We start from the raw sequence: 25771 nt of genomic DNA on the forward strand, positions 1-25771 counted from the left end.
GCCGCTTCACGCTGGCTCGCGCGCTTCGCTAGTGCAGCATTTGGAGGAGAAAAGGCGGAAAGTCAAAGCAATTCGCTGGCGGCCACTCTCCCAGCCTCACCCGTTCGCCCTGAGCTTGTCGAAGGGCGCGCGCCTAGCTTACAATCAAGAGATGGCCTTCTATTGCTACATGCTCCGCTGCAATGATGGCACTTACTACACGGGCCATACCGACGATCTTGATGCACGGATCGCCACCCATCAAGCGGGCGCGCTCCCCGGCTACACCGCCGAGCGTCTACCTGTTGTCTTTGTCTGGAGCGCAGACTTCCCGACCCGGGAAGAAGCCATAGCCGCCGAATTTCGTATCAAGGGCTGGAGCCGAGCGAAGAAGGAAGCTCTTATCCGTGGCGATTGGGACGAGATAAGCCGTTTGGCACGCAATCGCCAGAACAGATAAGCCAGCGCGCGTCCTTCGACAGGCTCAGGACGAACGGGGATTTTCGTAAATGATATCCATAAGCCTCAATTTGCCATCCCAGCCGCTTCCATCAGCGCCTTAGTACTCGCATCAAAGTCACCTTCGCCTGCATCAATGTCCTTGGCCATTTTCTTGCCCAGCTCGACACCGAACTGATCGAACGGATTGATGCCCATCAGCACTGCATTCGCGAAAGTGCGATGCTCGTGAAAAGCGATCAACGCGCCAAGCGCCGCAGCATCCAGATCATCGACCAGAATCATCGCGCTGGGCCGGTTCCCGGGGAATGCGCGCGCGGGATCTTTGCCATCGGCGGACATATTGCCGCCCGCCATCAAAGCGGCGCCTTGCGCGAAGCAATTGATCAGCAAGCTCTTGTGATGCGCCGGGTCCAGCTCGTCTCCGGGTGCGATGCTGGCGATGAAATCGACCGGGATCAGATGTGTGCCCTGGTGCAGCAATTGGAACACCGCATGCTGCGCATCCGTGCCCACTCCGCCCCAAGTCACGGCGGCGGTTGGGCGGTCAACGGGTTCGCCCTTGGCCGTCACGCTCTTGCCGTTCGATTCCATCTCAAGCTGCTGCAAATAGTCGGGCAGCAGATCGAGCCGCTCGTCATAGGCGAAAACCGCGCGCGTCTGGCACCCTCTGGCGCGGGTGTAATATTGGTCAGCAAAGGCCGCGAGCAGCGGCAGGTTCGCCCTGCCCTGAGCCTCGCGGAAATGCGTATCGATCGCCTGCGCCCCGGCGAGCATCGCCTGAAAATCGTCCATGCCGACCGCCAGCGCGACCGGGAAGCCAATGCTAGACCATAGTGAGTAACGCCCGCCGACGCTCTCTGGAAATGGCAGGATGCGCGTTTCATCAACGCCCCAATCCACCGCGCCTTCTGGATTGGCGGTGAGCGCGATCACACGGCCGCTCGGGTCATCCACGCCATTGTCACCGAGCCATTTGAGCGCGCTCGCCGCATTGGTCATGGTTTCGATTGTGGTGAAGGTCTTTGAAGCGATCGCAATCAGTGTGGTGGCCGGATCGCACGCCGCGAAGGCTTGCTCCAAGGCGAGGCCGTCAATGTTCGAGACAACGTGAACGTCCACCAGACTGAGATCGCGGGCCAAAGCATCGACCGCCAGATCAGGGCCCAAGGCGGAGCCGCCAATTCCGATATGGATCAGATGGTTGACCTCTCCCAGAGCGCCTTGATGAATAGCCTCGACCAGCATGCCCATGCGCGCGGTCAGAGCCTGTGCTTCCTCGACATCCGCCTCGGTTCCGCTGCCGCGCATTGCACCGTGGGTCGCCGCGCGGCCCTCGGTCGGGTTTACTGTCCCGCCGCCAAACAATGCCTCGCGCTGAGCGTCGAAGTCCATTGCCTCAGCCAAGGCCTCAAGCTGATCGAGGATCGCATCATCGAGATGCGTTTTTGACCAATCAAACCTTATGCCCAGATCGCCCAGCTCCCCAAGCGAGGCCTCCAAACGCTGGCTCAGCTTCTCCAAACGATCAGGATCAGCGGCGAACAATTCGCTCAGTTTGGGCGGCGGCAGGGCGCAAATAGCGTCCCAAGTGGTGGAAATCGGATCAGTCATGGGCAAATATCCTTGGCGTGATAGGCCACTCGCGACTAGGGACGCACGCGATGAATGTTAAGACCCAAACTGATGCTGCGTCCAGCTCTGGTGACGTATGCGCGGCGGCCAGCGACAATGCCGGCGATGTTGCGGCCCCAAAAGCGCCCGCAGAGGAACAGCCGGAGAGCCTCGGGAGCTTTGCGTTTTTCCTGTTCAAACTGATCTTTGTGGTCCTGGTTTTTCGCAGTCTAGTGTTCTCGCCCTTCTCGATACCGTCCGAGAGCATGCTTCCGCATTTGTGGAACGGCGACTATTTGCTCGCCGCGAAATGGCCGTACGGCTATTCCGACAATTCCATGCCATTTGGTGCACCGATTGTACCGGGCCGCGTGCTTGCGAGCGCGCCGGAGCCAGGCGATGTTGCGATCTTCAAGCATCCGATTGATGGCACCGATTACATCAAGCGCGTGATTGCTCTGCCCGGTGACAGCGTGGCGATGGTCGACGGGCAAGTCGTGCTCAATGGTCAGACCGTGCCGAAAGTGCGGATCGAAGACTTTATCATTCCCGTTTCGGGCAATACTAGCTGCGCCTGGGGCGCGGAACTGCGCACTGACACGAATGGCCTGGATATCTGCGCCTATCCGCGCTTTCGCGAGACCCTGCCCAATGGTGTCAGCTACGAAGTGCTCGACTTTGGCCCCACAGGGGCGGATAATATGGATGCGGTCATCGTGCCGGAAGGCCGGATGTTCGTGATGGGCGACAACCGCGACAATTCACAAGACAGCCGCTTTCCCGCCAGCGCTGGCGGCGGTGTCGGGCTGGTCCCGCAAGACAATCTGGTCGGCCGCGCGACAATCCTGATGTGGTCCACAGATGGCGGATCGGATTGGATCAAACCTTGGACATGGTTCAGCGCGGCGCGCTGGAGCCGCTTGGGTCAAACGCTATGAGCGCCCCTCCCCTTGATCATCTTGGCCCGGAAACAACCGAGTGGCTGAGCCAGCTTGGCCTGGACGTGGCCAAGGAGGCCGCATGGCTGGAGGCGCTTACCCATGGCAGTGTCCAAGGCAACCTGCCCAATGGCGCGCCAACGCCCAAGGATTATCAGCGGCTAGAATTTCTCGGCGACCGCGTGCTTGGTCTGTCGGTGGCCGATTGGCTTTACCGCGACGGCGATGCGCCAGAAGGCAAGCTGTCGCAGCGCTTGAACGCTTTGGTCAGCGGCGCAACCTGCGCCCGCATCGCCCGAACAATCGGCCTGCCCGACCATTTGCGTCTCGGCAAACAGGCCCGCGATGATGGCGGCGCGGACAGCGACAATATTCTCGGCGATGTGATGGAGGCGATGATCGGCGCGTGCTTCATCGAGCATGGGTTCGAGACCGCCCGCGATTTCATCTACCGCGCATGGGCCGATGAACTCACTGGTAAGGCGGGCGAGGCAAAGCACCCCAAATCCGCCTTGCAAGAATGGGCCGCCGGCAACCGTCACCGCACGCCAGAATACCAAGTGATCGACCGCAGCGGGCCAGACCACGCCGCGCGCTTCACCGTAAAAGTCAGCGTGCATAAGGTTGGCGAGGCAGAGGCAATCGCGGCAAGCAAATCAGAGGCCGAAAAGCAGGCCGCAAAAGCATTTATGGAGCGCTTCGGATGAGCATTGGTACAGATATCGCGGCGAGGAAGCAGTCCAATGACTAAGCAGAAATGCGGCGCCGTCGCCGTGATTGGCGCGCCCAACGCGGGCAAATCCACCTTGGTCAATCAATTGGTCGGCCAAAAGGTCGCGATCACATCGTCCAAAGCGCAAACCACCCGCGCCCGCATGCTCGGCATCGCCTTGCATCAGGACGGGGATGAAAACACGCAGATGATCCTGGTCGATACCCCCGGTATTTTTGAACCTCGCCGCAGGCTGGACCGCGCAATGGTCAGCGCCGCTTGGGAAGGTGCAGAGGCCGCCGATGCCGTACTGCTGATCGTCGATCCCATTAAACAGCGCCGGCACGAGCTGATGCCGCTGCTAGAGGCGCTTGCCAAACGCCCCGAGCGCAAGATCCTGGTCCTCAACAAGGTTGATCGCGCAAAGAAAGAACCACTGCTGGCGCTCGCTCAGGAATTGGGCGAACTTGTTGAGTTTGCAGAGATCTATTTCATTTCCGCTTTGAATGGCGAAGGCGTGTACGAGCTCAAATCAAAGCTCGCCGACATGATGCCAGAGGGGCCTTGGCATTACCCAGAAGATCAGGTTTCAGACGCCTCTGAACGCCTGCTCGCCGCAGAAATCACCCGCGAACAGTCTGTATCTGCAGCCGCACGAAGAGCTGCCCTATGACGCTGCTGTTCGGCCCGAAAGCTATGAGGTTCGCAAAGACGGCTCGGTCGAGGTGCGCCAGCAAATCGTGATCGCTCGCGACAGTCAGAAACCAATCGTGCTCGGCAAAGGCGGCCAGCGGATCAAAGCCATTGGCGAGGCCGCGCGTAAAGAACTCGCAGAAATCCTCGGCGTAAAGGTGCATTTGTTCCTGCATGTGAAGGTCTCAGAAGGCTGGTCCGAGGACAAAGAAGTGTTTGAAGAAATGGGCCTCGACTGGGTCAAATGAGCACGCGTCCCCTCAGGAAGTTTGTGAAGCGCTACACGACCTTGTCGAGCGCGCTGCAAACCTTGAGGCAAGAGAAGCTGGTCCTGCTCAGCCCTTCGAAATGGGACGATGCGAATGACGCCTATTTCATGGACCTCTATCGCTCACAAATAGCATCACAATCGGTGCTGGCTCTGTGCTGTACCATGGCCAAAGAGACCTATCATCACTGGCGGGTATTCACCCAAGGCATGGATGGGATCGCGATTGAGTTTCACCGCGAGCCGCTGGAGCAAGCCGTTGAAAGGACAGATGGGTTTCGCGCAGGAGCGGTGAACTACATGAGCGTGCAGGCGCTCAAAGACCAGGCATCATCTGGTATCAAAACACTGCCTTTCGCCAAACGCGAGGGCTATTCCGACGAGCGCGAATGGCGCATTATCGCTGAATGTGAGGACGTGCGCGAATATGCCGATCTGCCGATTGAACTATCGTGGATCAGCAGCATCACCTTCAGCCCCTGGATGCCCCCAAGCCTGAGCGATAATTTGCGCAGCATCATCAAGGAAATCGTGCCTGATGCTAAGATATCTCTGCGCGCCAGCAGCCTTACCAACAGCAAGGCATGGAAAGACGCGGGGCGAGATTTGACAGCGCGGTAAGACGCTCAAATCTAACGCTTTTTCGCGATCTTGATCTTCTGCTGCTTGGCGAAGCTCTTGGTCGAATCTTCGCTGCGGTTCAGGGCCTTTGCAATCTGCTTTAAGCCCTGCCCCTTAGACGCAAGCAGCTTTAGCCGGCCCGCCTCTTCGGCGTTCCAAGGTTGCTTGTGCCGTTCAAATCGTTCTTTGCCCATAGCAGCCGACTAGCCGCATGCGCTCGCAATAGCGAGGGCCCGCGCGAACGATTGAACTTCAGCGCTTATTTAGCAGCGAGCTGTTCGAGCTTAGCGCGAAGGCTTGGCTCGTCAAAAGGCTTGACGATATAGTCATCCGCGCCCGCATTGATGCCTTCATGAATGTCGGCAACATCGCCTTTAGACGTGCAGAACACGATCGTAGGCGCATGCGGCGTTGGGATCGCGCGAAGCTTGGTGACAAACTCCAAGCCATCCATTTCCGGCATTTCCCAATCGGTCAGAACCAATTGCGGCATGGATTTCTTGCAACGAGCAAGGGCTTCTTCTCCATTTTCCGCTTCAATCGGAGAATAGCCGAGGCTTTTCGCAATCTTGCTGGAAACCTTGCGGATCACGCGGCTGTCATCAACGATCAGGCACGTCTTTGTCGCAACCTGCTGAGGTGCAGCGCTTTCACGCTGGGCCTTGGCTGCGCGAACAATCGCAGCGGTATCGCCAGCATCCTGCGCTGCAGGGGCCTCTGGTGCTGGAGCTGCTTCGCTCGCCTCAGCGGGCGCTTCGGCTTCAACCTGGGGTTCTACCACATCGTCTTCAGACACAGGGCCGCCTTTGGCTTCAGCGAGCTTTTCAGCCAGCGTCTTGCCTTCCATTGAGCGTTTAAGCCGTGCCTCGCCCGAAGGTGACTTCGGGCCGGTGGTGCGTTTGATTAGATTTTGAATGGCTCAAGCTCCCCGTCTTGCGCTGAGACGGCGCCTTGGAATTGCGCCTCCATCGAAGCGACAACTGGCGCACCAAGCGGATCGCTGGCGGTTTCATCGGCACTCTCGCCTTCGCCCGGCGTCATGCAAACGTGCACATATGGCATCCAGACGTCGCCAAATTCGGCCTTTTGATACCACACATCCAGGACATCATAGCTGGCCCAGATCCCGTCGGGCTCGCGCAGGCGCAGCCCCTCACCAATGCGCGGCACAGCGGCAAAGCGCATACGCTCCTGAGATTGATGCGTCTCGTTTTGAACTTCGATTTCGATCACGTGGTTCGGCCTCTAACTGTTGGCCTGTGCGCGCTCGCACCTCGGCCGTCGAGACTCTGATACGGGACAATACTTGACGATTTGCAAACAAGAACTCGTAAACCACAATTTTCCAGCCGCATCAGTGGGAATACGTGTTTAAACAGGGATTTACCCTATTCGCCATTTACCAAGTGAGCGCCGCTGTGCGCCAAGGCTCGCACGGTGACGACCTGCTTCTTGCGAGAATCGGTGATGAAATGAAGCGCCGCTGGGACGCTCCCTTCCCTACTTTGCGTCAGCCTTTGCCGCCTTCTTAGCAGGCGCCTTCTTCTTCGCCGCCGTCTTCTTCTTTGGGGCGGCTTTCTTGCGTTTCTTCTTCGCAGGCCCCTTGGCCGCGCGCGCATCGATCAGCTCAATCGCCTGTGCAGCCTCAATATCCTCTGGCTTTACGTCCTTGGGTATGGTCGCATTGACGTTTCCATCGGTCACATATGGGCCATAGCGCCCCGGCATCACCTTGATCTCGCCGCCGCTAGTCGGGTGCTCGCCAAGGGTCTTGATGGGCTCGGCTTTTTGCCGCCCACCACCCTTGCGATTGGCCGCCTCCGCCAGCAGCATCACCGCCGCATTCATGCCGGTTTCGAACACGTCGACCGTACTGGTAAGCTTCGCATACTTACCATCGTGGCGCAGGTAAGGCCCGTAGCGCCCGATCGCCGCCTCGATTTCCTTACCAGTCTCCGGGTGCGCCCCGATGATCCGCGGCAAATCAAGCAGCTTGATCGCCCAATTGAGATCAAAATCATCCAGATCTTTAGGAATGGAGGCGCGCTTCTTCTTCTCTTCGTGCTCCATCTCAACATAGGGGCCAAAGCGCCCGGTCTTGCGGTGGATGTCCTCACCCGTTTCCGGGTGTTGACCCATAACGCCATCGGCGCTGCCATCATCGCCATCGCTACCGGGTTGGGCAAAGCGGCGTGTGAACTTGCACTCAGGGTAGTTGACGCAAGCGATAAACGCACCAAAGCGTCCGCCGCGCAGGTTCAACTTGCCATTTTCACGCCCCTCGGTTGCGCACAGTGGGCAGCGGCGGGGATCTTCACCGTCTTCGATAGGCGGGAAGAGATAATCTGACAGATATTCATCAAGCGCCTCCGTCACCTCCGAGGGAAGCTTCTCCATCACCTCTTCGGTCTTGGGTTTAAAGTCCTTCCAGAACTTGGCGAGCAGCTCTTTGTAATCCTCACCGCCATCAGAGACAGTGTCGAGCTCGTCTTCCATGCCAGCGGTAAAGTCATACGCCACATAGGTGGGGAAGAAGCGCTCTAGAAAAGCAGTTAGGAGACGCCCAGAATCCTCTGCATGAAAACGATTTTTCTCCATTCGCACATAGTCACGGTCACGGATCGTCTGGATCGTTGAAGCATAGGTGGAAGGACGGCCAATCCCGAGCTCCTCCAAACGCTTGACCAACGAAGCCTCAGAGAAGCGCGGCGGCGGCTGTGTGAAGTGCTGATTGGCTTCGACGCCCTTCTTGGCTGGAGCATCGCCCTTCGACATCGCAGGAAGCAAGCCTTCTTCGTCGTCATCAGACTTATCATCAAAGCCTTCTTGATAGACTGCAAAAAAGCCAGGGAATTTGACGACCTGGCCAGTCGCGCGCAGTTCATGCTGCCCCGTCGCATCGCGCAAAGTGATCGTCGTGCGCTCCAATTGCGCGGCCGACATCTGGCTCGCCATGGCGCGCTTGAAAATCAGCGAATAAAGCTTCGCCTCGTCGCCAGAGCCAGCCTTATCTTTAGTAAAGTTGGTTGGCCGAATGGCCTCGTGTGCTTCCTGAGCATTTTTCGCTTTAGTGCTGTAAAAACGTGGTTTTTCTGGCTTATAAGAGCTATCAAAGCGCTCATCAATCGCATCGCGAGCGGCGGCAATCGCGCTGCCGTCCATCTGCACACCGTCGGTCCGCATGTAAGTGATTGCGCCCGCTTCATAGAGCGATTGCGCGCACCGCATGGTGTGACTGGCTGAGAAGCCAAGCTTACGCGAGGCCTCTTGCTGTAGCGTTGAGGTTGTGAATGGCGGTGATGGGTTGCGCTTGAGCGGCTTGGTCTCAATCTCTTCAACCGTAAAGCGTCCGGCCTCAACCGCGGCCTTGGCGGCCATAGCGGAACCTTCATTGCCAAGGTCGTGCTTGCCCAGCTTTTTTCCGTCAAACTTAACAAGGCGCGCATCGAACGCGGTGCCATCATGCTCCATCTTGGCGAGAACAGACCAATATTCAACCGGATTGAACGCTTCGATCTCACGCTCCCGGTCAACCACCAGCCGCAAGGCAACTGATTGTACCCGGCCAGCCGACTTTGCCCCGGGCAGCTTGCGCCACAGGACCGGCGACAGAGTGAAGCCAAACAGATAGTCCAGCGCGCGGCGCGCGAGATAGGCATCGATCAAATCGGTATCGAGCTCTCGCGGTGACTTCATTGCGGTCGTGACGGCAGATTTCGTGATCGCGTTGAAAGTGACCCGGTCAACCTTGGTCGGCAGAGCCTTACGCTTCTTCAGTAGCTCCTGGACGTGCCAGCTGATAGCCTCCCCTTCCCGGTCGGGGTCGGTCGCGAGGACAAGGCGGCTTGCGCCTTTTGCCGCATCAGCGATTTCTTTGAAGCGCTTCTGCTTGTCACGGTACAGCTCCCAATCCATCGCGAAGTCTTCATCGGGGCGCACACTGCCATCTTTGGGCGGCAAATCGCGGACGTGGCCATAGCTCGCCAAGACCTTAAAGTCTTTGCCGAGGTACTTCTCGATAGTCTTCGCCTTGGCCGGCGATTCAACGATAACAAGCTGCATGGTGGTTCTGTCTAGTTCCTAAGCTGTGCCTTCACGTGTGCACGTACGCGCGAGGGTGGAGCCGCGCAATTAATTCCGTCAAGTGGGCAATTATTCGAAAACTTCGTTGAGTGAAGCCGCGCCATCATGCAGCGACGAGTAGCTGGCGATGCCTATCGCGGTGATCGCTAGCGAGCCAAGGGCGGAGAGGATGGTCGTGACCACGAGATAGGTCGCTAGGGTCCCGACGATTTGCTGAACGCCTCAGGACAAGCGCGCCCAAGCAGTTTTATCGCCTCGTTTGAAAGTTTCATTATGCCCCTAACCCGCCAAGCTCACTCGGCCGCCCGAATGCCGCTCAAGTTCGCCGGTAATCTCCAATTCTAACAACGCCATCTGCACCAGAGCCATTGGCGCGCCCGATTGCCGCACCAGCTCATCCACGGCAACAGGCGCGGTCGATAACAAGGCGGTTATCGCGCCTGTGTCCTCTAGGCTGACGTCCGTGCCATCTAGCTCTGAAAAGTCATAGTCCTCGCGCCCTTCGGCCACCACGTTGAAGCGCGAGCGCGGTGTACCGGCGAAACTTTCGAGCAGCTCAGTCACTTCCTCAGGCGATTGGACCAGAACCGCGCCATCGCGGATCAACTGGTTGCAACCGAGGCTTCGTGTGTCGAGCGGCGAACCGGGGATCGCCATGACCTCGCGACCTGCCTCGCCAGCCAAACGCGCCGTGATGAGCGAGCCGGATTTTGGCGCGGCCTCGACGACCAATGTGCCCGCAGCAAGACCGGCGATGATGCGGTTGCGGCTGGGAAAGTGGCTCCCGCGCGGCTGAGTGGCGGGCGGTTGCTCTGCGATTAGCAAGCCTTCAAGCGCAATCTGCTCCTGCAGCTCAGAGTGCTGCGGCGGATACGCGATGTCGATCCCGCTGGCGATAACGCCGATAGTCGCGCCAGCACTCGCAGACAGCGCACCTTCGTGGCTCGCGCCGTCAATCCCGCGCGCAAGGCCTGAGACAACGGAATAGCCCCGCTCTGCCAAATCACGCCCGAACTGCCGAGCGAGCTTCACCGCTGCGGCGGACGAGTTGCGCGCTCCAACCATCGCCACGCAGGGCTTCGACGCCAACCGCACGTCTCCGCGATAGGTGATGATTGGCGGCGCGCTTTCTATCTCCGCAAGCAGAGGCGGAAAGTCGGGCTGATCATGGAACAGATAGCTTGCCCCTGCCCGCTGGATCCCTTCGATCTCTCGCTCGATTTTGTCGCGCGGCGCCGGACGATAGGTGCGCTTTCCGCGGCGGCCCAGCTCTGGCAAAGCCTCAATCGCTGCAACCGCGTTGCCAAACCGCGCGAGCAGCCGGCGATAGCTTACGGGGCCGATATTGGGCGATCTAAGCAAGCGAATACGGGCAAACGCCTCAAGCTGGCTCAGCCCTTTGTCACCGCCCCCAGACGCGCTCATTTTGAGCTGCCGATCTTGGGCTCCTCACCCTTTGCCAAGCGCCCAATATTTTCGCGGTGGAGATAAATGATCAGGCCTGCAATCGCTGCAAGCACTGGAAAGAACTGCGGATAACCAAACAGCGGGGCCGCCGCAGCCGCTGCGACCACCGCGCTCATGCCGGCGAGAGATGAAATCCGGAAAATCGCCAGCATCGCGAGCCAAATACCGGCGTATGCTAGGCCGATTGGCCAAGCGAGGCCGAACGCAACCCCCGCATTGGTAGCAACGCCCTTGCCGCCTTTGAACTTCAGCCACACGGGATAGCAATGACCGATCACCGCGCCGCCGGCAGCAAAGGCCATAGCAACCTGCCCGCTTTCACCTGGCCAAAGCAATCCGGCGAGGAACACTGGCGCAAAGCCTTTCAGCAAATCGAGCAGCAATGTGCCCGCCGCCAAGCCTTTGTTGCCCGTGCGCAAAACATTGGTCGCACCGATATTGCCGCTGCCGATGTCGCGGACATCACCCATGCCCGCCGCTTTCGTCAGCAGTAGGCCAAACGGGATCGAGCCAAAGGCGTATCCCAACAAGGCGGCTAGCAATGGTTCCATGGTCGTAATGCCCCTTTTCACGAGCTTAGGTCGGCTGCCGCTTCCCTTTTCGCAAGGCCTAAGTAAAAGGCGGCTGTTCGACAAGCTATTGCAACAAGGTCCAATCCGATCACCAGTCCCGACGCCCCGATCCTCTTACTCGACACCGGCGTTGGCGGGCTGACGATTTATGACGCAGTGCGCCGCGCTTTGCCCACTGCACCGATCATTCTGGCGGCTGATTACGACGGATTGCCATACGGCAAGAAGACCGAAGCTGAGGTTGCCGCACGGGTCGCCGGGCTACTTGGCCGGATGAGCGAACGCTATGAGCCGCGCCTCGCCTGTATCGCTTGCAACACCGCCAGCACGATTGCGCTCGATATGGTGCGCGATGTGCTGGAAATTCCGGTTGTGGGGACTGTGCCAGCGATCAAACCTGCTGCGCTCACCAGCAAAACTGGTGTTATCGGAATGCTCGGTACGCAGGGGACAGTGCGCCAGCCCTATGTCGACCGGCTGGAGGCCGAGTTTGTCAAACAGGGCACATTGCTGCGCTTTGCCGCGCCGGATCTTGTCGATGAGGCCGAAAGCAAACTGCGCGGAGGGCCGGTAAACCGCGCGGTGCTTAAAGCGGCCCTCGAAGGCTTAAGCGAGCATGATCACGAAATGAAGCTCGACCGGATTGTGCTAGGCTGCACGCACTTCCCATTGCTCGAAGATGAGCTGATGGATGTCGCGGTGAACGAGCTGGGAATGCCGCCAGACATCCGTTTCCTCGATGGAGCGGAGGGCATCGCGAGGCGGATCGCGCACTTGTTAGATGGTCAGGAATTTGTCCGAAATGGCCCTAATCGCGCCGTCACCACGGGCGACATCAGTATGCTTCAGGAACTCAAAAGCACCCTCGCGACTTATGGAATCGATCAGATTGATCGATTTTAAGCAGAGCATATGCAAATCGTTCGCAAAGATAGCGCTGGAATTGGTCCGCTCTACTGCCTAAATCGCACCCACTAACAGCCCGATTCAATCGGACGAAACGAAGAGCACAACGCGTGAATTACGGAAACGTCTTCGATAAAGCGATCGACCGCCTTCATGAGGAAGGTCGCTACCGCGTGTTCATCGACATCATGCGCAACAAGGGCGCCTATCCCAACGCACGGTGTTTCCACGGGCACAATGGGCCAAAGCCGATCACGGTCTGGTGCTCCAATGATTATCTGGCGATGGGCCAGCATGAAAAAGTCATCACCGCGATGGAAGACGCGCTGCATGATGTCGGCGCAGGCTCTGGCGGCACCCGCAACATTGGTGGCAATACGCACTTTCATGTCGAGCTGGAGCGAGAGCTTGCGGACCTGCATGGCAAAGAAGGCGCGCTGACCTTTACCAGCGGCTATGTCTCCAACGATGCGACGCTTTCCACGCTCGGCAAATTGCTTCCCGGCTGTGTGATTTTTTCCGACGCACTCAACCATGCCAGCATGATTGCGGGCATCCGCAATTCCGGCTGTGAGAAGCGGGTGTTCCGTCACAATGACATGGCGCATTTGGAAGAGATGCTGGCCGCGGAAGATCACGACACACCTAAAGTGATCGCGTTTGAAAGCGTTTATTCGATGGACGGCGATGTCGCGCCTATCCACGAGATTTGCGACCTCGCCGAGAAATACAACGCCCTCACCTACATCGACGAAGTGCATGCAGTTGGCATGTATGGCGAGCGTGGCGGCGGCATTTCAGAGCGTGATAAGGCCGCGCACCGGATCGATATTATCGAAGGCACTTTGGGCAAGGCATTTGGCGTGATGGGCGGCTATATCGCTGCTGACACGCGGGTGATTGACTGCATCCGCAGCTACGCCCCGGGTTTCATCTTCACCACTTCGCTCTCGCCAGTGCTGGTCGCAGGCGTGCTCGCTTCCGTGAAGCATCTCAAGAACTCCAGCGAAGAACGCGATGCGCAGCAAGCCAATGCTGAATTGCTGAAGGAAAAGTTGCGTGATGCGGGCCTGCCCGTGATGGACAGCGTCACGCATATCGTCCCGCTGATGGTTGGCGACCCTGTTCGCGCCAAGAAGATCAGCGACGTGCTGCTCGCCGAATACGGCGTCTACGTTCAGCCGATCAATTTCCCCACCGTTCCGCGCGGAACAGAGCGACTGCGCTTTACCCCCGGCCCGATGCACACGGCCGAAATGATGGACGAACTGACCGAGGCCCTGGTCGAGATCTGGGACCGCCTCGACATGGAATTGCTCAAAGCCGCATAACTGGGCAACGGCAGCGCCGCCGCGCCGTAACGTCCTTTGCTGTACTTCAGCAATGCGCTAGCACTCGCCTAAACCATCAGGAGAAAAATACGTGAGCGGCAATCCCAATCAGAAGTATGACGAAGTCGTGCTAGGCCGTCGGTCAATCCGAGGCTATCTTGATAAGCCGGTCCCGCAGGAACTGATAGAAGAAGTGCTGAAGATGGCTATGCGCTCGCCATCCTCGATGAACACCCAGCCCTATCATTTCCACGTGATCACTGGCGAGCCGCTGGATCGCATCCGCAAAGGCAACACGGAGCGCATTCTCGCCGGAGAGCCTGACAGCCGCGAGTTTCGTAAAGGCCACGCGTTCGAAGGCGTTCACCGCGACCGGCAGGTCGGCTGCGCGGTGCAGCTGTTCGAAGCAATGGGCATCGAACGCGGCGACAAGGAAAAGCGGCAGGATTGGGTGCTGCGCGGCTTCCGCCAATTCGATGCGCCCGTTTGTGTGATCGTGACTTACGATAAGGAACTGTCCGACGCTGACGATACCGTTTTCGATTGCGGCGCAGTGACCACCGCACTGGTCAATGCGGCATGGAGCCGGGGTCTTGGCTGCGTGATAAACAGCCAAGGGATCATGCAATCACCCGTTGTGCGCGAACATGCGAGCATTCCAGACGATCAGGTAATCATGAAAGCCGTCGCATTGGGCTGGCCGGATGAGGAGTTTCCCGCGAACCCAGTAAAGATCACACGCCGCAAAGTTTCGGAAGCGGCGAGATTTGTTGGGTTTGATTGACTTAGTGCTTTTCAGAACGCTGCGCCAAAAGTCTACTGACTGTTACAGACTCAATTTCAGTAATAAACGGGGAGCACTCTAACTGCTAAATGCGGACGTATCTTGCGCCGATTCCTTATGTCCTAAATTAAAGGTGGAAGCGGACATAATGAAATGCCCGCCCCCTGATTTTCCTATCTTAGAACCCGATGGTGCCCGCAACGCGCGCACCCACACTGTTATCACCTGTGTTCCCGCTCACCCCGGCGGAGATGTAGAAACTATCGGTGAGCCGCCCGGTGAGCGACCCGGCGAAGGCTTGCTCCCCGCGATAGGTCGATGCCGCCACGGTCAGCGAGATGTTCTTACCCGGGACGATTGGCGCACTGCCCATCGCCATGGCCGCTGCGATGCCGCCTGACAGGCTTTCGTTGACGTCTTCAAGACGGAAGCTGAGGTTGTCCACCCGCCCCGACAGCGCATCGAACTGCGCGGTGGAGACTTGGGCAACGGCATTGAGCGCCACCCGCACATTGTCGACCGAAGCGGCGGTGGCCACGCTCTGACGGCCCAAAGTGCCATTGGCATCCACTGTCACCGCATCCACAGGGCCAACCTGAGCGGCAGTGCTCGCATCAATGTCGCCGATCCGCACAGAGCTGCCCGTGCCGCCCAGCGTCACTTGGTTGGCCGCCGTCGTTGTCGCTCCTGCGCCCAGCGCCGTTGCCCCATCTTGAGCTGCATTCGCGCCTTGACCAATCGCGCTTGCGCCCACTCCGCGCGCATCAGCCGCATCGCCAATTGCGAGGGCTTGCACCGCTAGCGCCTGGCTGTTCGAGCCAATCGCTGTCGCTTGCTGCAAGGTCGCGCGGGCAGAGCCGCCAATGGCAACGGCGTTCGCGCCGCGAGCAAAGGTTCTGTTCCCCAGCGCAAAGGCATCATCGCCGCGCGCAACAGCATCCTCACCCAGCGCTGTTGCCCGAGCCGATTCAGCCAAAGCGCCTGCACCGACAGCCAAAGCGCTCACCCGCGTTGCGCTTGCACCTGCACCAATCGCAATCCCGTTATCCTGCTGAGCATTCGCATCAACGCCAAAGGCGATGGAGGAAGCACCGGTTGCTTGCGCGCCCAGTTCGTCACCATCGCTGTCACTGCCGATGGCAATAGAGTCTACGCCGCCAGCAACACTGCTGATACCAATTGCGATCGCCTTATCTCCCTGAGCCTGAGCACCCGTGCCAAGCTCGCCTGAGCCTCCGGCACCAAGGGCGATCGAGCCGTTTCCCGATGCCTGCGTATCTACGCCTAGTGCTGTCGATGCGAACCCAGACGCAATGGCACCAAAACCAAAAGCTGATGCATTTTCGCTGGTTGAAATTGCGCTCACGCCAAAGGATGATGTGTTATCGGAATTAGCCACGGAATTCACCCCAACTGCGGTTGAGAATTCTCCGGTTGCATTAGATGTCTGGCCAACAGCAGTCGCGAACGTACCGGTAGCGTCCGAAAAAATCCCACGGCAGTGGAGGCATCACCTGTAGCAGTGGAATCGGCACCCAGCGCAGTTCCGCTAACTATTGATTGAGCGCGCGCACCAAGCGCGGTGCCTTCACTTGATGTTGCACTTGAAGCTTCGCCAATTGCGGTGCCTGCAGCCGATGATGCATTTGAGCCTAGCGCAACCCCCGCACCTGTCGCGCTTGAGCTCAATCCAATAGCGATGCCGCCGTCTCCTGTCGAACTTGTGTTCGCTCCAATAGCGATACCGCTGGATCCTGAAGCACTTGCTGAAACGCCGATTGCGGTTGAGTTGAAACCTCCAGCATTACTGAGAACACCAATTGCGATCGTTTGGACGTTAGATGCCGATGCCGCGTTACCCAAGGCAACACTACTGTCTCCATTAGCGAATGCGTCCGTTCCGATACTGGTTGCCTGTTCGCCCCGTGCACTCGCCCTAAACCCCAAAGCAGTCGCGGACAATTCCGACGCAATGGCATCAGCCCCGATAGCGACTGCTTGCTCACCGGTGGCCTGAGCGCCAATTAAGTCGCCATTACTGCCATCCCCGCCAATCGCAATCGCGCTTGCGCCAAGAGCGTCACTTTGAATGCCAATAGCGATACCGTTGGATCCTGAAGCACTTGCTGAAACGCCGATTGCTGTTGAGTTGAAACCTCCAGCATTACTGAGAAGACCAATTGCGATCGTTTGGACGTTAGATGCCGATGCTGCAGCCCCCAAGGCGACGCTATCGTCTCCACCTGCGGATGCGTCCGTTCCGATGCTGGTTGCCCTTACGCCCTGTGCGCTCGCCCTAAACCCCAAAGCAGTCGCAGACAATTCCGACGCAATGGCATCCGCACCGATAGCGACTGCTTGCTCACCGGTGGCCTGAGCGCCAATTGAGTCGCCATCATTGCCATCCCCGCCAATGGCAATCGCGCCTGCGACAATGGCGTCACTTTGAAAGCCAATCGCGATAGCGTCGTCAGCCTGCGCATTTGCAAAGGCGCCGATTGCGGTCGCGTCGATTGCTGCATCCGTAAAGGCGCCGATTGCGGTCGCGTTACTCCCAGCCGTTACTGAGCCCGCGCCCACGGCAGTTGCGTTTAATTGACCGGCGTTGGCATTCAAACCGACGGCAATAGCTTGCGTCCCCGATGCATCTGCATCGCCAATGGCAATTGCGTCATTAGCGCCAGCATCAGAACCGGCCCCAACGGCAGTTGCACGAAAACCATTTGCTAGGGAGTTGAAGCCAAGTGCACTTGCATTGTTAGCGGCAGCATTTGCGCCAACACCAAATGCCGATGCTCCATCGCCAACAGCACGAGTAACGATGTTGGCACCATTGCCGTCTGCATCGCCGCCAACTGCGGCTGCGCCAACACCATCGGCAAGTACGTCATTGCCAACCGCCAACGTGCCCGGACCTCTCGCAACTGCGAAGTCACCTATCGCCGTTGCACCATCACCAATTGTATTCTCCGGATCAGCAACAGCAGCACCACCACACGCAAAAGATTGGACACCGTTTTGATCATTTGCATTGCCGTCGGTATCTGTTCCCGCATCAGCCACCCCATTATTATTTGTATCGAGCAGGCAGGTATCGGCCTGTGCGGTTTGCGGCATGGCCATAATCCCGATCGCCACCGCAGTGGTGGCCGTGGCGGTCAAAAGTAACGTACGCATTGTCTTTCCCCTTTTCTATCCAAAAAATTCTGGCGCAGAGTTAGGGGAGCGCTTGCCTGCCGCATATACCGCGATCGCGGTATGGTGATCGCCTCATTCTAGGGTATGCTGGCTGGGTTCGAGTGTTTTTAAGGTGCTGCCACATGATCCGCGTTGCCATTATTGAAGATGATCCAGCCATGCGCGATCTGTTGTCGCATGCGGTCAGCGAAACTGAGGACATGATCCTGACCGATACAGCGGCCAACTGCGTTGCGGGCTCTGGTATGATCGAGGCAGGCGGTTATGATGTCCTGCTGTGCGATTTGGGCCTGCCCGATGGCAGCGGGGTGGATCTGATCAGGAAAGAGGTCTTAACCGGCCGGGATACCGACATCTTGGTAATCACGATCTTTGCAAATCAAGCGAAAGTTCTGGATGCGGTGAGGGCGGGCGCGCGCGGGTATCTGCTCAAAGATGAACGGATTGAAGATTGTATTGAGGCCATTCGCAACATCCGTGCAGGGGTTCCCCCATCAGCCCGGTGATCGCGCGGCAATTGCTTGGTGAGATCAAACCTGATCCAGCACAGCCTGCCGTGCCGATGGCATCGCCCCTGTCAGAACGCGAATTTGAGGTGCTGAACCTGCTCGCGCGTGGTTTTTCCAATGCGGAATGTGCGGATGTCCTGAGCGTATCGAGCCACACTGTTGGAACACACGTCAAAAACATCTATCGCAAACTAGAAGTCAACAGCCGAGCGGAGGCGTTGTTTGAAGCTTCATCACAGGGGCTACTCGTGCGCGAGTAGAATGGGCGCGAGTAAAGCGGGGATGTCTGCATTGGCGATGCGGTTCGCACTGCTGTGCCTTATGCTGCTCGCTGTGCCAGGCACTCTGCTGGCTCAGACCGCCGTCCCCTTTGAGGTGATTGAGACGCCCACCGGGCCGATCATCGAATTTACCGAGGGGGAATATATCCTCAGCGAAGGCATCCAGTTTCCAAACGAAGGGTGGGAGCGAGGCGAGAACCCGGCAATATACCGCATAAACGAAGCCAAATGGCGGATCGGTGACGAACACAGTTTGAGCGGACAATTTCGGTTTGAACGCAGCGCGATTGGAGCAAACCCTATCGCGCTTTACACAATCAGTACGCGCAACAATTTTACAGTGCTGGTGAACGGTGAAGAGGTCTACCGCAACTTTGCGCAGGTCTCTGATCAGATGAACACTTGGTATCGGCCCATCTTAATTCCGATCCCAACGGAAACCTTAAGGCCTGGGCTGAACGAGATCATCTTTCAGGTGTATTCGCAAGAATCGCTGGGAATTGGCCGCGTGCTGCTCGGGCCGCAAATCACGTTACAGGAATTCCACGATACGCGGTTCTTTTGGCAGATTTCAGGACCGCGCACGGTGAATTTTGCGATGCTTCTTATGGGCATGCTGGTGTTCCTATTTTGGCTGGGGCGCAGACAAGAGGTAGAGCTGCTCTGGTTGTCGATCTCGACAGTCGTTTGGTTCCTGAGGAACTATCAGTTCTACGCAGGGCAAGCACCGTTTGAACTCAGTCCGTTCGGCCTAACAGTGTTCACGACATTACCGATTTATGCGTCGTACTTTGCAACGGCGGCAACCGCAGCATTTTATCTCTGCTTTACGAAATCAACTTACCGGAAAACTTGGATTTGGGTTATGTTGGCCGCGGGCGTGGTGCTGACGTTGGTGCATGCACTGCTCGGCACCTCAGATCTAACTCTGTATGGGCCCTCTGCAATTGTCGTGTTTGGGATATCTGCACTTGGGTTCATAAACTTGAATCGGCATCGCAATATTGAGCATGGCGTTCTCGGTTTCATCATGATGGCGACGCCGCTTTTGACCCTATACGATCTCTACATAGCAATCGCGCATCAAGGCGACGGCAGCGCTACTTATGCGACGATCTATGGTGGACTGCTTTACACCACCGCCTTCGTTATCTCCTTCGGTAAGAGGGCGCTTGATGCCTTTGTTGATCTGGGCAAATCCAACTTGCGGCTTGCACAAAGTATAGCAGAGACCCGCGCGGAACTGGCAGCAAGTGAAGCGGCCCGCCAGGAATTGCTGGTCGAACAAACCCTAGCTGGAGAGCGAGGCCGATTAATGCAGGAAATGCACGATGGGATCGGGTCAAATCTGATCACTGCCTTGGCCGTGGCGCGCCGACAGAACCATCCAGAGACTACAATAAACACTCTCAACCGTGCACTTAATGATCTGAAGATAACGGTCGATTCATTGGAACCAATCGAAGGCGATCTGCTCGCGCTGATCGGCAATCTTCGTCACCGCATGGCGGGCGATTTACGTGATGCTGGGATCGCCTGCAAATGGGAGGTTGAGGACTGCCAGCCGCTATCTTGGCTAGATGCGAGCAACGCGCTGCATGTTCTGCGGATTATGCAAGAAGCGATTGGAAACGTGCTGCTTCATTCCCAAGCCACTGAACTCACGATCGGATGCAAGGAGGAGACGCAGAACGGCGTCCAAGGGATCGCCTCTTACGTGATAGACAATGGCTGCGGTTTTGACGCGGATATAGATTACCAAGGCAAGGGGCTCAGCAATATGAAGTCCAGAGCGCAGTCTTTGCACGGTAGTCTTACTTGTCTTTCCCAGCCCGGTGGAGGCTGCACGATCACGCTCTGGCTGCCCTACGCAAGATAGGCCTGCCTTTTCTCAGCGTCAGGGCTTGCCCTCCACGCTTTCAATCATGCACTTGCGCCATCGATTAGTTGGAAGAAGAATCGTTCGCGCCAGTCCGCTTTCACTCCCAATTTCGGTCACCAAGCGGAAGCCCGCACTGGGTCGGCAACTGCAATTCACAGATTTTGGAATCTACGTCTGCTTTGGCTCCGCATAGATTTGCAAGCCGACCTTCCGCTTTCCACCCCAATTGCAGATTTAGATCGGCGAGATGACTGGAGCGAAACCCGCAGTATTCGCTATTACCGCAAGCTAACCACATTGTCGCTTTCGGGCCGCTGTCTGTCGCCGCGGAATAGGCTCAGCATTGGCTCGTCGGCAACGGTGAATTCTTCCGCATTGCCAAAGCCGTTAAAGCCGGTTTTCATCGCCGCCCCGTATGCGCCAATCATGCCGATCTCGATGTAATCGCCGGCCTGAATGTCACCGGGCAGCGGGAATGGTCCCTGCATATAGTCTGCATCGTCGCAAGTCGGCCCGTAAAAGGCGAAATCGACCTCTGGATCGCGCAGATTGTCGGCCAGCGCCTTCACAGGGAAGCGCCAATCGACATGCGCCGCATCGTAAAGCGCGCCATATGCGCCATCATTGATGAACAGCTCTTCGCCCCGTCGCTTATCGACCTGCACCACAAGCGAGGAATACTCCGCCGCGAGCGCCCTGCCCGGCTCGCACCACAGCTCCGCATTATAGGCAATCGGCAGCGCTTCGAAATGCTGAGAAATCAGCGCGAAGTAATCCTCCAAAGGAGGAGGCTCCATGCTGGGATAGATGCTGGGAAATCCCCCGCCGACGTCGATCATATCGATGACCACGCTGGCTTCGGCGATGGCGGCACGCGTGCGATCGATCGCCTGGACAAAGGCAAACGGAGTCATCGCCTGGCTGCCGACGTGGAAACACACGCCCAGCCAGTCGCAATGCTGGCGCGCTTCCTGAAGTAAGGCCGGAGCCTCGAGCAGATCGCAGCCAAACTTGCTCGCCAAGCTGAGCTCAGAATACTCGCTGGAGACGCGCATACGCACGCACAGCCGCAAATCATCCGCCGCAGCGCCCGTCTCTGGGTTGCGGCAGGCCTCAACAATCTTGTGCAGCTCTTCGGCCGTATCGAGGCTGAAGGTGCGCACTTTGTGCGTGTGATAAGCCTCTGCAATCGCGCGGCGGGTCTTAATCGGGTGCATAAAGCACAACTCCGCCTCGGGCAGTTCTGCACGGACCAAGCGCACCTCAGCAATCGATGCGACGTCGTAATGCGTGACATTCGCCTCCCACAACACACGCAAGAGCGAGGGAGCAGGATTGGCTTTCACGGCATAGAGCGTCTTGCCCGGAAACTTCTCTGTGAAGAACCGAGCTGCGCGTAGCGCCGCGTGCGGGCGGTTCAGAATGATCGGTTCGTCAGGCGCAACTGCGCCAACTACCGCCGCTGCATCGGAAAAAATCTCATTGGGATGACTGTGCAACTCAAGGGACCCCCAGAAGGATGTGGATCGAGCAAAGAACCTAACCCAGTTTCTGAACAAGGCTGCCTTACGGTCTTGCGATCAAGAGTCCCCACCCTCATAAGAGGGATCGGCAGCGGAAGCGCGCATATAAGCCTTAATCGCGCTTCCGCAACTCAAAATGTGCAAAGAGGCAGTCAGTTCCTGCCCGTCCCTACGCCTGCAATTTAAAACGCGACCTGCGGAGCCTGATCGACAGTGCCCTTCTCGCTATCATCGAGGCGGTGGAAATCTGCCTCTTTGAAACCGAGCATTCCAGCGAAGAGAACGGCTGGGAAGCTCTCACGCGCAGCGTTGAACTGAGCCGCGGCCGCATTGAGCGCGCGGCGAGCAGCGGCAAGCTTGTCTTCCGTCTCAGCCAGCTCGCGCTGAAGCTCTTGAAAGTTGGTGTTCGCCTTGAGGTCTGGATAGGCCTCTCCCAGCGCAAGCAAGCGATCGAGCGACAGTTTGAGCTGTTGCTCGCTGCCAGATGTTGGCTCACCAGAAGCGGCGGCATTGCGCGCGCTGATCACGCTGTCGAGCGTCTCTTTCTCGTGGCTGGCATAGCCCTGAACGGTGCTGACCAAGTTGGGAATCAGATCGTGGCGTTGACGCAATTGGGCATCAATATCGGCCACCCCTTGGCGCACATTCTGACGCAAAGCGACGAGCCGGTTGTAGACCCCAATAACGAGCAGAACTGCGCCAACCGCGATAACCACAATTGCCGATGTCCAAAACCATCCGAAAATCTCGCCCATCTCACACCTCTTTCTTAACTGTATATTCCTAAATTAACGTCAAATAGTTAAGGGTTAGCGACGATGCCGAGGGGCATCGCGCGAAAAATGGTTAAGGGAGTAAAGCGTAGCGATGCGTGCCGATGTTAACAAGCTGATGGGCGGAGAGCTGGGAAGTTGGCTCGACTCACAGCAAAGCATGCGCACCGAGGCGAAAGAAAAGTCCTCTAGCCGCGGCGTGACATCCGCCTTTATTCTACTGCCGTTGCTAGCAATGCTTTGGTTTGGTCCCAGTTGGGGCTTCACGATCAAAGCCATGATCTCTCTGTTCGCTGCGGCAGCCGCTGGCGGCTGGACTTACGCGCCGATCCAACAAGCGAAAAAAGAGATCAAGATTGGAATCAATTCCGCCATCGCACGCGAATTGGGCGTGCAGTACGACCATGACGTGGACCCTGGTGAGGAGTTTGACACTGCCAAGCAATATGGCTTGGTGCCGCACTACAGACGCGACAGTTTTGAAGACCTATGGTTTGGCGAATTGGAAGGCCATGATTTTCGCCTATACGAGGCGCATTTGGAACAGCAAAAAGGCTCTGGTAAAAACAGGCGCTGGGTTACGGTGTTTCGCGGCGCGATCATTCAAATGGAGTTTGGCCGCCGGTTCCATTCGACCACGCTGCTGCAGCGCGCTGGCAAGCATAAGAAGTGGTTTGGCCTAGGAGGGCGCGCTGACCATGCGAGCTTTGATGGTCACCGGCTCGATTATGTCGATCAGGTCCACCCCGCCTTCGAAGACGTGTTTGAAGTGTGGAGCGATGATCAGGTGGAGGCCAGAACACTAGTCGATCCCACCTATGTTGAGCACCTGATCGGAATTGAACGGGCATTCTCCGGCGACGCTGTTCGCGCGGTCTTCCGCAAAGGCGAAATGATCATCGCGGTTGAAAGCGGAAACCTGTTTGAAAGCGGCAGCATCGACGCATCGGGTGACCGCGAACGCGCGGAAGAAACCGCCAAACAATTCGCCTCCCTCGCGCAGCTGGCCATGGCTATTAACAAGAGCGAGCGTGGCCATGAGAACGCTGGCCGCAGCCCTAGCGGCGTTCTTGTCGACGATGCGCGCAATTTGGGCACTGGCAGCTCCGCACTTGGCGGCGGGTTTGGTCGTAAGGGCCTTTAGGCCGTCAGCTCAAACGGTCTTTAAAGTCCTCATACTCAAACCGTTTCACGCATTCCAGATTGTCCGTCTCGCTGTCCCACAGCCAAATGCTGGGCAGTTGCACACCGTTGAAGGTGTTCGTCTTCACCATGGAATAATGCGCCTGATCGAGAAATGCGAAGCGTGCGCCAGGATCGGCCTTTACCGGCAGACGGTAATCACCAATCACATCCCCAGCGAGACATGACGGCCCGCCAAGACGAATGGGCACACTATCATCCTGAAGTTCGCCCAGCATCGCCGGGCGATATGGCGCCTCCAGCACGTCGGGCATATGGCAGGTGGCCGACACATCGGTGATCCCAATCGGCACCTCGTTAAAGCCTGTATCGAGCAAAGTGCCGACCAATATCCCCGCATCAAGCGCAATCGCTTCGCCCGGCTCGAGGTAAATCTCTGCGCCTGTGTCTTCGCGGGCGTCTTTGAGCAATTGGATTAGCGCATCACGCTCATAATCTGCCCGCGTGATGTGATGCCCACCGCCCATATTGATCCATTTGAGCTGCCCGAAAAATGGCTCAATCGCATCGAAGACGCGGTCCCACGTGCGCTGCAATGGCTCAAAGGTCTGCTCGCACAGATTGTGAAAGTGGATGCCATCGACGCCCTGCATGTGCTCTTCGGTAAGCTGATCGATGGGAAAGCCAAGCCGCGAGCCAGGCGCGCTGGGATCATATTTGGCAACTTCTCCGGTCTGCACCATTGGATTGATGCGCAGGCCCACGTCAACATCACCGCCCGTGTGGCGTGCATGCTCCAGGATGACAGCCGCGCGGACCATTTGCGTCGGTGAATTGAAAATCACATGATCAGAAAGTCGGCAGATTTCCTCCAGCTCATCGGGCTTGTAAGCGGGCGAATAGGTCGCGATCTCGCCATCGTAATATTCGCTCGCCAGCCGAGCTTCCCACAGGCCGCTGCATGTAGCCCCATCGAGATATTCCCCAAGCAATGGCGCAACAGCATGCATCGAAAACGCCTTCAATGCTGCGAGCACCTTGATATCCGCCTCATCGCGAATTTCCGCCAGCACCTGGCAGTTCGTGCGCAGCTTCACCGCATCCACGACGAACGCAGGGCTTTCAACGCGGCTCAAATCAAATTGGGCGAAGGCGCCCGGATCACCGGCTTGCGTTTGCATTGCTGAGTATCAACTCCTTTTGTCGCAGGTTTTGCACGAGTGGCTACCCGAAGCTAGACTGGCAGGAGATAGACGGCATGTTTGCGAACACAAGGGAGGGCTTACCATTGCGTCGCATACTCACAATTACCGCTGCACTTTTTCTTTCAGGGACACTACCCCCTGTCGCACTGGCTCAAGCTCCTCAACCGATTACGAGCAAAAGTGGGTTAGGAGTTGAGACCTTTGCGGGCTGGAAGAAGGTCACAAGCGGCCTGCCGAAAGGGGTGAAGTATCTCCACCGCCCCGGCACCACACAGCACAAAGGGAGCGCTGCCTGGTTTTATGACCATCAAGGCAATGATCTAAAAGCAGCGCTTATTGCTTCTGCAAAATCGGGGGGGATCACGAATATCAAAATCCTCGCAAGCCACCCCATGCCTGGAGCAAAGTTGCTCGATAAAGGTGGCCAGGGAATAAGCTACATCGCCGATGGGACGCGCAATGGCGCACCTTACCGAATTGCAGCGATGGCACTTTATGGCAGGTTGAGCAAAAAAGATGCCCGTTCGACCGGTGTGCATACCTTTGTCGCCCCGCGCGATAAATACGCGAGCATGGGCGGCTGGGTTGTGCCAGCTAGCCTGTGGCTCAACCTCGATCCCGTGAAGGAAGTCGCCGACAGCCGCGCGCAGGGTTCAGCCCCTGCAAAAAATCAAGCTCGCAGACTTTCTGGCGTCGGAGACATCTGGGCAAGGTGGGCCTTGCAGACCTACATTCAGCTTCAAACAGCCAACCTCACAGCAATGGGTAACGCTCGCAAAACAATCGTGTGCGCGGGCGATCCATCTTGTGAGATTGTGCCAGGATATTGA

At 57.6% G+C, this 25771-nt stretch carries 24 protein-coding genes and 1 pseudogene; 13 read left to right on the top strand and 12 right to left on the bottom strand.

The window, feature by feature from the left end; translation table 11 throughout:
* Positions 1-169 precede the first annotated feature (169 nt).
* Entirely contained in the window at positions 170-439 is a 270-nt protein-coding gene (locus AC0V6M_RS14485; RefSeq protein WP_486139486.1) for a GIY-YIG nuclease family protein, read from the top strand.
* Between the two features lie 65 nt (positions 440-504).
* Here the strand turns inward: AC0V6M_RS14485 and pgi are convergent, their stop codons facing one another.
* The gene (gene pgi, locus AC0V6M_RS14490; RefSeq protein ID WP_486139487.1) at positions 505-2052 is read right to left on the bottom strand and encodes a glucose-6-phosphate isomerase; all 1548 of its coding nucleotides are present in this window, start codon (positions 2050-2052) and stop codon (positions 505-507) included.
* A 50-nt stretch (positions 2053-2102) separates the two neighbouring features.
* Between pgi and lepB the strand changes: the two genes are divergently transcribed.
* The 4 genes and pseudogenes from lepB (at position 2103) to AC0V6M_RS14510 (ending at position 5284) form a co-directional block, all read left to right on the top strand.
* Positions 2103-2990 carry a signal peptidase I gene (gene lepB, locus AC0V6M_RS14495; protein ID WP_486139488.1) on the top strand — a complete coding sequence of 296 codons (888 nt, stop codon included), beginning with the start codon at positions 2103-2105 and terminating at the stop codon, positions 2988-2990.
* Entirely contained in the window at positions 2987-3697 is a 711-nt protein-coding gene (gene rnc, locus AC0V6M_RS14500; RefSeq protein WP_486139489.1) for a ribonuclease III, read from the top strand. The genes lepB and rnc overlap by 4 nt, the downstream gene beginning before the upstream one ends.
* A 36-nt stretch (positions 3698-3733) precedes the next feature.
* A pseudogene (gene era, locus AC0V6M_RS14505) lies at positions 3734-4643 on the top strand (GTPase Era).
* Complete coding sequence (locus AC0V6M_RS14510) at positions 4640-5284, top strand: DUF2971 domain-containing protein (protein WP_486139490.1); 645 nt, start codon at positions 4640-4642, stop codon at positions 5282-5284. The pseudogene era and the gene AC0V6M_RS14510 overlap by 4 nt, the downstream one beginning before the upstream one ends.
* Positions 5285-5295: 11 nt before the next feature.
* Here AC0V6M_RS14510 and AC0V6M_RS14515 read toward each other — a convergent pair whose 3' ends face one another.
* The 6 genes from AC0V6M_RS14515 to plsY all read right to left on the bottom strand — a co-directional run bounded on the left by AC0V6M_RS14515 (position 5296) and on the right by plsY (position 11385).
* Positions 5296-5478 carry a hypothetical protein gene (locus tag AC0V6M_RS14515; RefSeq protein ID WP_486139491.1) on the bottom strand — a complete coding sequence of 61 codons (183 nt, stop codon included), beginning with the start codon at positions 5476-5478 and terminating at the stop codon, positions 5296-5298.
* Between the two features lie 65 nt (positions 5479-5543).
* On the bottom strand, positions 5544-6131 hold the full coding sequence (locus AC0V6M_RS14520) for a response regulator (protein ID WP_486139492.1): 588 nt from the start codon (positions 6129-6131) through the stop codon (positions 5544-5546).
* A 56-nt stretch (positions 6132-6187) separates the two neighbouring features.
* Positions 6188-6517 carry a hypothetical protein gene (locus AC0V6M_RS14525; RefSeq protein ID WP_486139493.1) on the bottom strand — a complete coding sequence of 110 codons (330 nt, stop codon included), beginning with the start codon at positions 6515-6517 and terminating at the stop codon, positions 6188-6190.
* Positions 6518-6784: 267 nt separating this feature from the next.
* Positions 6785-9346 (bottom strand): type I DNA topoisomerase, encoded by a 2562-nt coding sequence (gene topA, locus AC0V6M_RS14530; RefSeq protein WP_486139494.1) that lies wholly within the window; start codon positions 9344-9346, stop codon positions 6785-6787.
* Positions 9347-9646: 300 nt separating this feature from the next.
* Positions 9647-10792, bottom strand: coding sequence for a DNA-processing protein DprA (dprA, locus tag AC0V6M_RS14535; protein WP_486139495.1), 1146 nt, complete (start codon positions 10790-10792; stop codon positions 9647-9649).
* On the bottom strand, positions 10789-11385 hold the full coding sequence (gene plsY, locus AC0V6M_RS14540; protein WP_486139496.1) for a glycerol-3-phosphate 1-O-acyltransferase PlsY: 597 nt from the start codon (positions 11383-11385) through the stop codon (positions 10789-10791). The genes dprA and plsY overlap by 4 nt, the downstream gene beginning before the upstream one ends.
* A gap of 87 nt (positions 11386-11472) precedes the next feature.
* On the opposite strand from plsY, the gene murI reads away from it, so the two are divergent.
* The 3 genes from murI (at position 11473) to AC0V6M_RS14555 (ending at position 14427) form a co-directional block, all read left to right on the top strand.
* Positions 11473-12309, top strand: a complete 837-nt coding sequence (gene murI / locus AC0V6M_RS14545; protein ID WP_486139659.1) for a glutamate racemase — start codon at positions 11473-11475, stop codon at positions 12307-12309.
* A gap of 113 nt (positions 12310-12422) precedes the next feature.
* Positions 12423-13643 (top strand): 5-aminolevulinate synthase, encoded by a 1221-nt coding sequence (gene hemA / locus AC0V6M_RS14550; protein WP_486139497.1) that lies wholly within the window; start codon positions 12423-12425, stop codon positions 13641-13643.
* A gap of 91 nt (positions 13644-13734) precedes the next feature.
* On the top strand, positions 13735-14427 hold the full coding sequence (locus AC0V6M_RS14555; protein WP_486139498.1) for a nitroreductase: 693 nt from the start codon (positions 13735-13737) through the stop codon (positions 14425-14427).
* A gap of 178 nt (positions 14428-14605) precedes the next feature.
* Here AC0V6M_RS14555 and AC0V6M_RS14560 read toward each other — a convergent pair whose 3' ends face one another.
* Both AC0V6M_RS14560 and AC0V6M_RS14565 read right to left on the bottom strand, forming a co-directional pair.
* A complete protein-coding gene (locus AC0V6M_RS14560) occupies positions 14606-15919 on the bottom strand; it encodes a YadA-like family protein (RefSeq protein WP_486139661.1) in 1314 nt (437 codons plus the stop codon).
* Entirely contained in the window at positions 15832-17604 is a 1773-nt protein-coding gene (locus AC0V6M_RS14565; protein ID WP_486139499.1) for a hypothetical protein, read from the bottom strand. Before AC0V6M_RS14565 ends, AC0V6M_RS14560 begins: the two co-directional genes overlap by 88 nt.
* A gap of 143 nt (positions 17605-17747) precedes the next feature.
* On the opposite strand from AC0V6M_RS14565, the gene AC0V6M_RS14570 reads away from it, so the two are divergent.
* Genes AC0V6M_RS14570 through AC0V6M_RS14580 form a run of 3 tightly spaced genes read left to right on the top strand, consistent with a single transcriptional unit; the run spans position 17748 to position 20294 of the window.
* Positions 17748-18131 (top strand): response regulator, encoded by a 384-nt coding sequence (locus AC0V6M_RS14570; RefSeq protein WP_486139500.1) that lies wholly within the window; start codon positions 17748-17750, stop codon positions 18129-18131.
* The gene (locus AC0V6M_RS14575; protein ID WP_486139501.1) at positions 18128-18394 is read left to right on the top strand and encodes a response regulator transcription factor; all 267 of its coding nucleotides are present in this window, start codon (positions 18128-18130) and stop codon (positions 18392-18394) included. The genes AC0V6M_RS14570 and AC0V6M_RS14575 overlap by 4 nt, the downstream gene beginning before the upstream one ends.
* A 1-nt stretch (position 18395) precedes the next feature.
* Complete coding sequence (locus AC0V6M_RS14580) at positions 18396-20294, top strand: sensor histidine kinase (RefSeq protein WP_486139502.1); 1899 nt, start codon at positions 18396-18398, stop codon at positions 20292-20294.
* 281 nt (positions 20295-20575) lie between these two features.
* Here AC0V6M_RS14580 and AC0V6M_RS14585 read toward each other — a convergent pair whose 3' ends face one another.
* Together AC0V6M_RS14585 and AC0V6M_RS14590 are read right to left on the bottom strand one after the other, a co-directional pair.
* On the bottom strand, positions 20576-21796 hold the full coding sequence (locus tag AC0V6M_RS14585) for a type III PLP-dependent enzyme (RefSeq protein WP_486139503.1): 1221 nt from the start codon (positions 21794-21796) through the stop codon (positions 20576-20578).
* A gap of 206 nt (positions 21797-22002) precedes the next feature.
* On the bottom strand, positions 22003-22575 hold the full coding sequence (locus AC0V6M_RS14590; RefSeq protein ID WP_486139504.1) for a LemA family protein: 573 nt from the start codon (positions 22573-22575) through the stop codon (positions 22003-22005).
* A 112-nt stretch (positions 22576-22687) separates the two neighbouring features.
* On the opposite strand from AC0V6M_RS14590, the gene AC0V6M_RS14595 reads away from it, so the two are divergent.
* Positions 22688-23737 carry a DUF3137 domain-containing protein gene (locus tag AC0V6M_RS14595; protein ID WP_486139505.1) on the top strand — a complete coding sequence of 350 codons (1050 nt, stop codon included), beginning with the start codon at positions 22688-22690 and terminating at the stop codon, positions 23735-23737.
* A gap of 4 nt (positions 23738-23741) precedes the next feature.
* Here AC0V6M_RS14595 and AC0V6M_RS14600 read toward each other — a convergent pair whose 3' ends face one another.
* Positions 23742-24917: a carboxynorspermidine decarboxylase gene (locus AC0V6M_RS14600; RefSeq protein WP_486139506.1), complete on the bottom strand. Its 1176-nt coding sequence runs from the start codon at positions 24915-24917 to the stop codon at positions 23742-23744.
* Positions 24918-24994: 77 nt separating this feature from the next.
* Between AC0V6M_RS14600 and AC0V6M_RS14605 the strand changes: the two genes are divergently transcribed.
* Positions 24995-25771 (top strand): hypothetical protein, encoded by a 777-nt coding sequence (locus tag AC0V6M_RS14605; protein WP_486139507.1) that lies wholly within the window; start codon positions 24995-24997, stop codon positions 25769-25771.

It is taken from the genome of Erythrobacter sp. JB3-1, assembly GCF_057364995.1.

What these genes read in the sequence shown, in the direction of transcription:
- AC0V6M_RS14485 (WP_486139486.1), top strand. Translation starts at nt 170, where the DNA reads ATGCTCCGCTGCAATGATGGCACTTACTACACGGGCCATACCGACGAT.
- pgi (WP_486139487.1), bottom strand. Translation starts at nt 2,052, where the DNA reads ATGACTGATCCGATTTCCACCACTTGGGACGCTATTTGCGCCCTGCCG.
- lepB (WP_486139488.1), top strand. Translation starts at nt 2,103, where the DNA reads ATGAATGTTAAGACCCAAACTGATGCTGCGTCCAGCTCTGGTGACGTA.
- rnc (WP_486139489.1), top strand. Translation starts at nt 2,987, where the DNA reads ATGAGCGCCCCTCCCCTTGATCATCTTGGCCCGGAAACAACCGAGTGG.
- AC0V6M_RS14510 (WP_486139490.1), top strand. Translation starts at nt 4,640, where the DNA reads ATGAGCACGCGTCCCCTCAGGAAGTTTGTGAAGCGCTACACGACCTTG.
- AC0V6M_RS14515 (WP_486139491.1), bottom strand. Translation starts at nt 5,478, where the DNA reads ATGGGCAAAGAACGATTTGAACGGCACAAGCAACCTTGGAACGCCGAA.
- AC0V6M_RS14520 (WP_486139492.1), bottom strand. Translation starts at nt 6,131, where the DNA reads ATGGAAGGCAAGACGCTGGCTGAAAAGCTCGCTGAAGCCAAAGGCGGC.
- topA (WP_486139494.1), bottom strand. Translation starts at nt 9,346, where the DNA reads ATGCAGCTTGTTATCGTTGAATCGCCGGCCAAGGCGAAGACTATCGAG.
- dprA (WP_486139495.1), bottom strand. Translation starts at nt 10,792, where the DNA reads ATGAGCGCGTCTGGGGGCGGTGACAAAGGGCTGAGCCAGCTTGAGGCG.
- plsY (WP_486139496.1), bottom strand. Translation starts at nt 11,385, where the DNA reads ATGGAACCATTGCTAGCCGCCTTGTTGGGATACGCCTTTGGCTCGATC.
- AC0V6M_RS14565 (WP_486139499.1), bottom strand. Translation starts at nt 17,604, where the DNA reads ATGCGTACGTTACTTTTGACCGCCACGGCCACCACTGCGGTGGCGATC.
- AC0V6M_RS14570 (WP_486139500.1), top strand. Translation starts at nt 17,748, where the DNA reads ATGATCCGCGTTGCCATTATTGAAGATGATCCAGCCATGCGCGATCTG.
- AC0V6M_RS14580 (WP_486139502.1), top strand. Translation starts at nt 18,396, where the DNA reads ATGGGCGCGAGTAAAGCGGGGATGTCTGCATTGGCGATGCGGTTCGCA.
- AC0V6M_RS14590 (WP_486139504.1), bottom strand. Translation starts at nt 22,575, where the DNA reads ATGGGCGAGATTTTCGGATGGTTTTGGACATCGGCAATTGTGGTTATC.
- AC0V6M_RS14595 (WP_486139505.1), top strand. Translation starts at nt 22,688, where the DNA reads ATGCGTGCCGATGTTAACAAGCTGATGGGCGGAGAGCTGGGAAGTTGG.
- AC0V6M_RS14600 (WP_486139506.1), bottom strand. Translation starts at nt 24,917, where the DNA reads ATGCAAACGCAAGCCGGTGATCCGGGCGCCTTCGCCCAATTTGATTTG.
- AC0V6M_RS14605 (WP_486139507.1), top strand. Translation starts at nt 24,995, where the DNA reads ATGTTTGCGAACACAAGGGAGGGCTTACCATTGCGTCGCATACTCACA.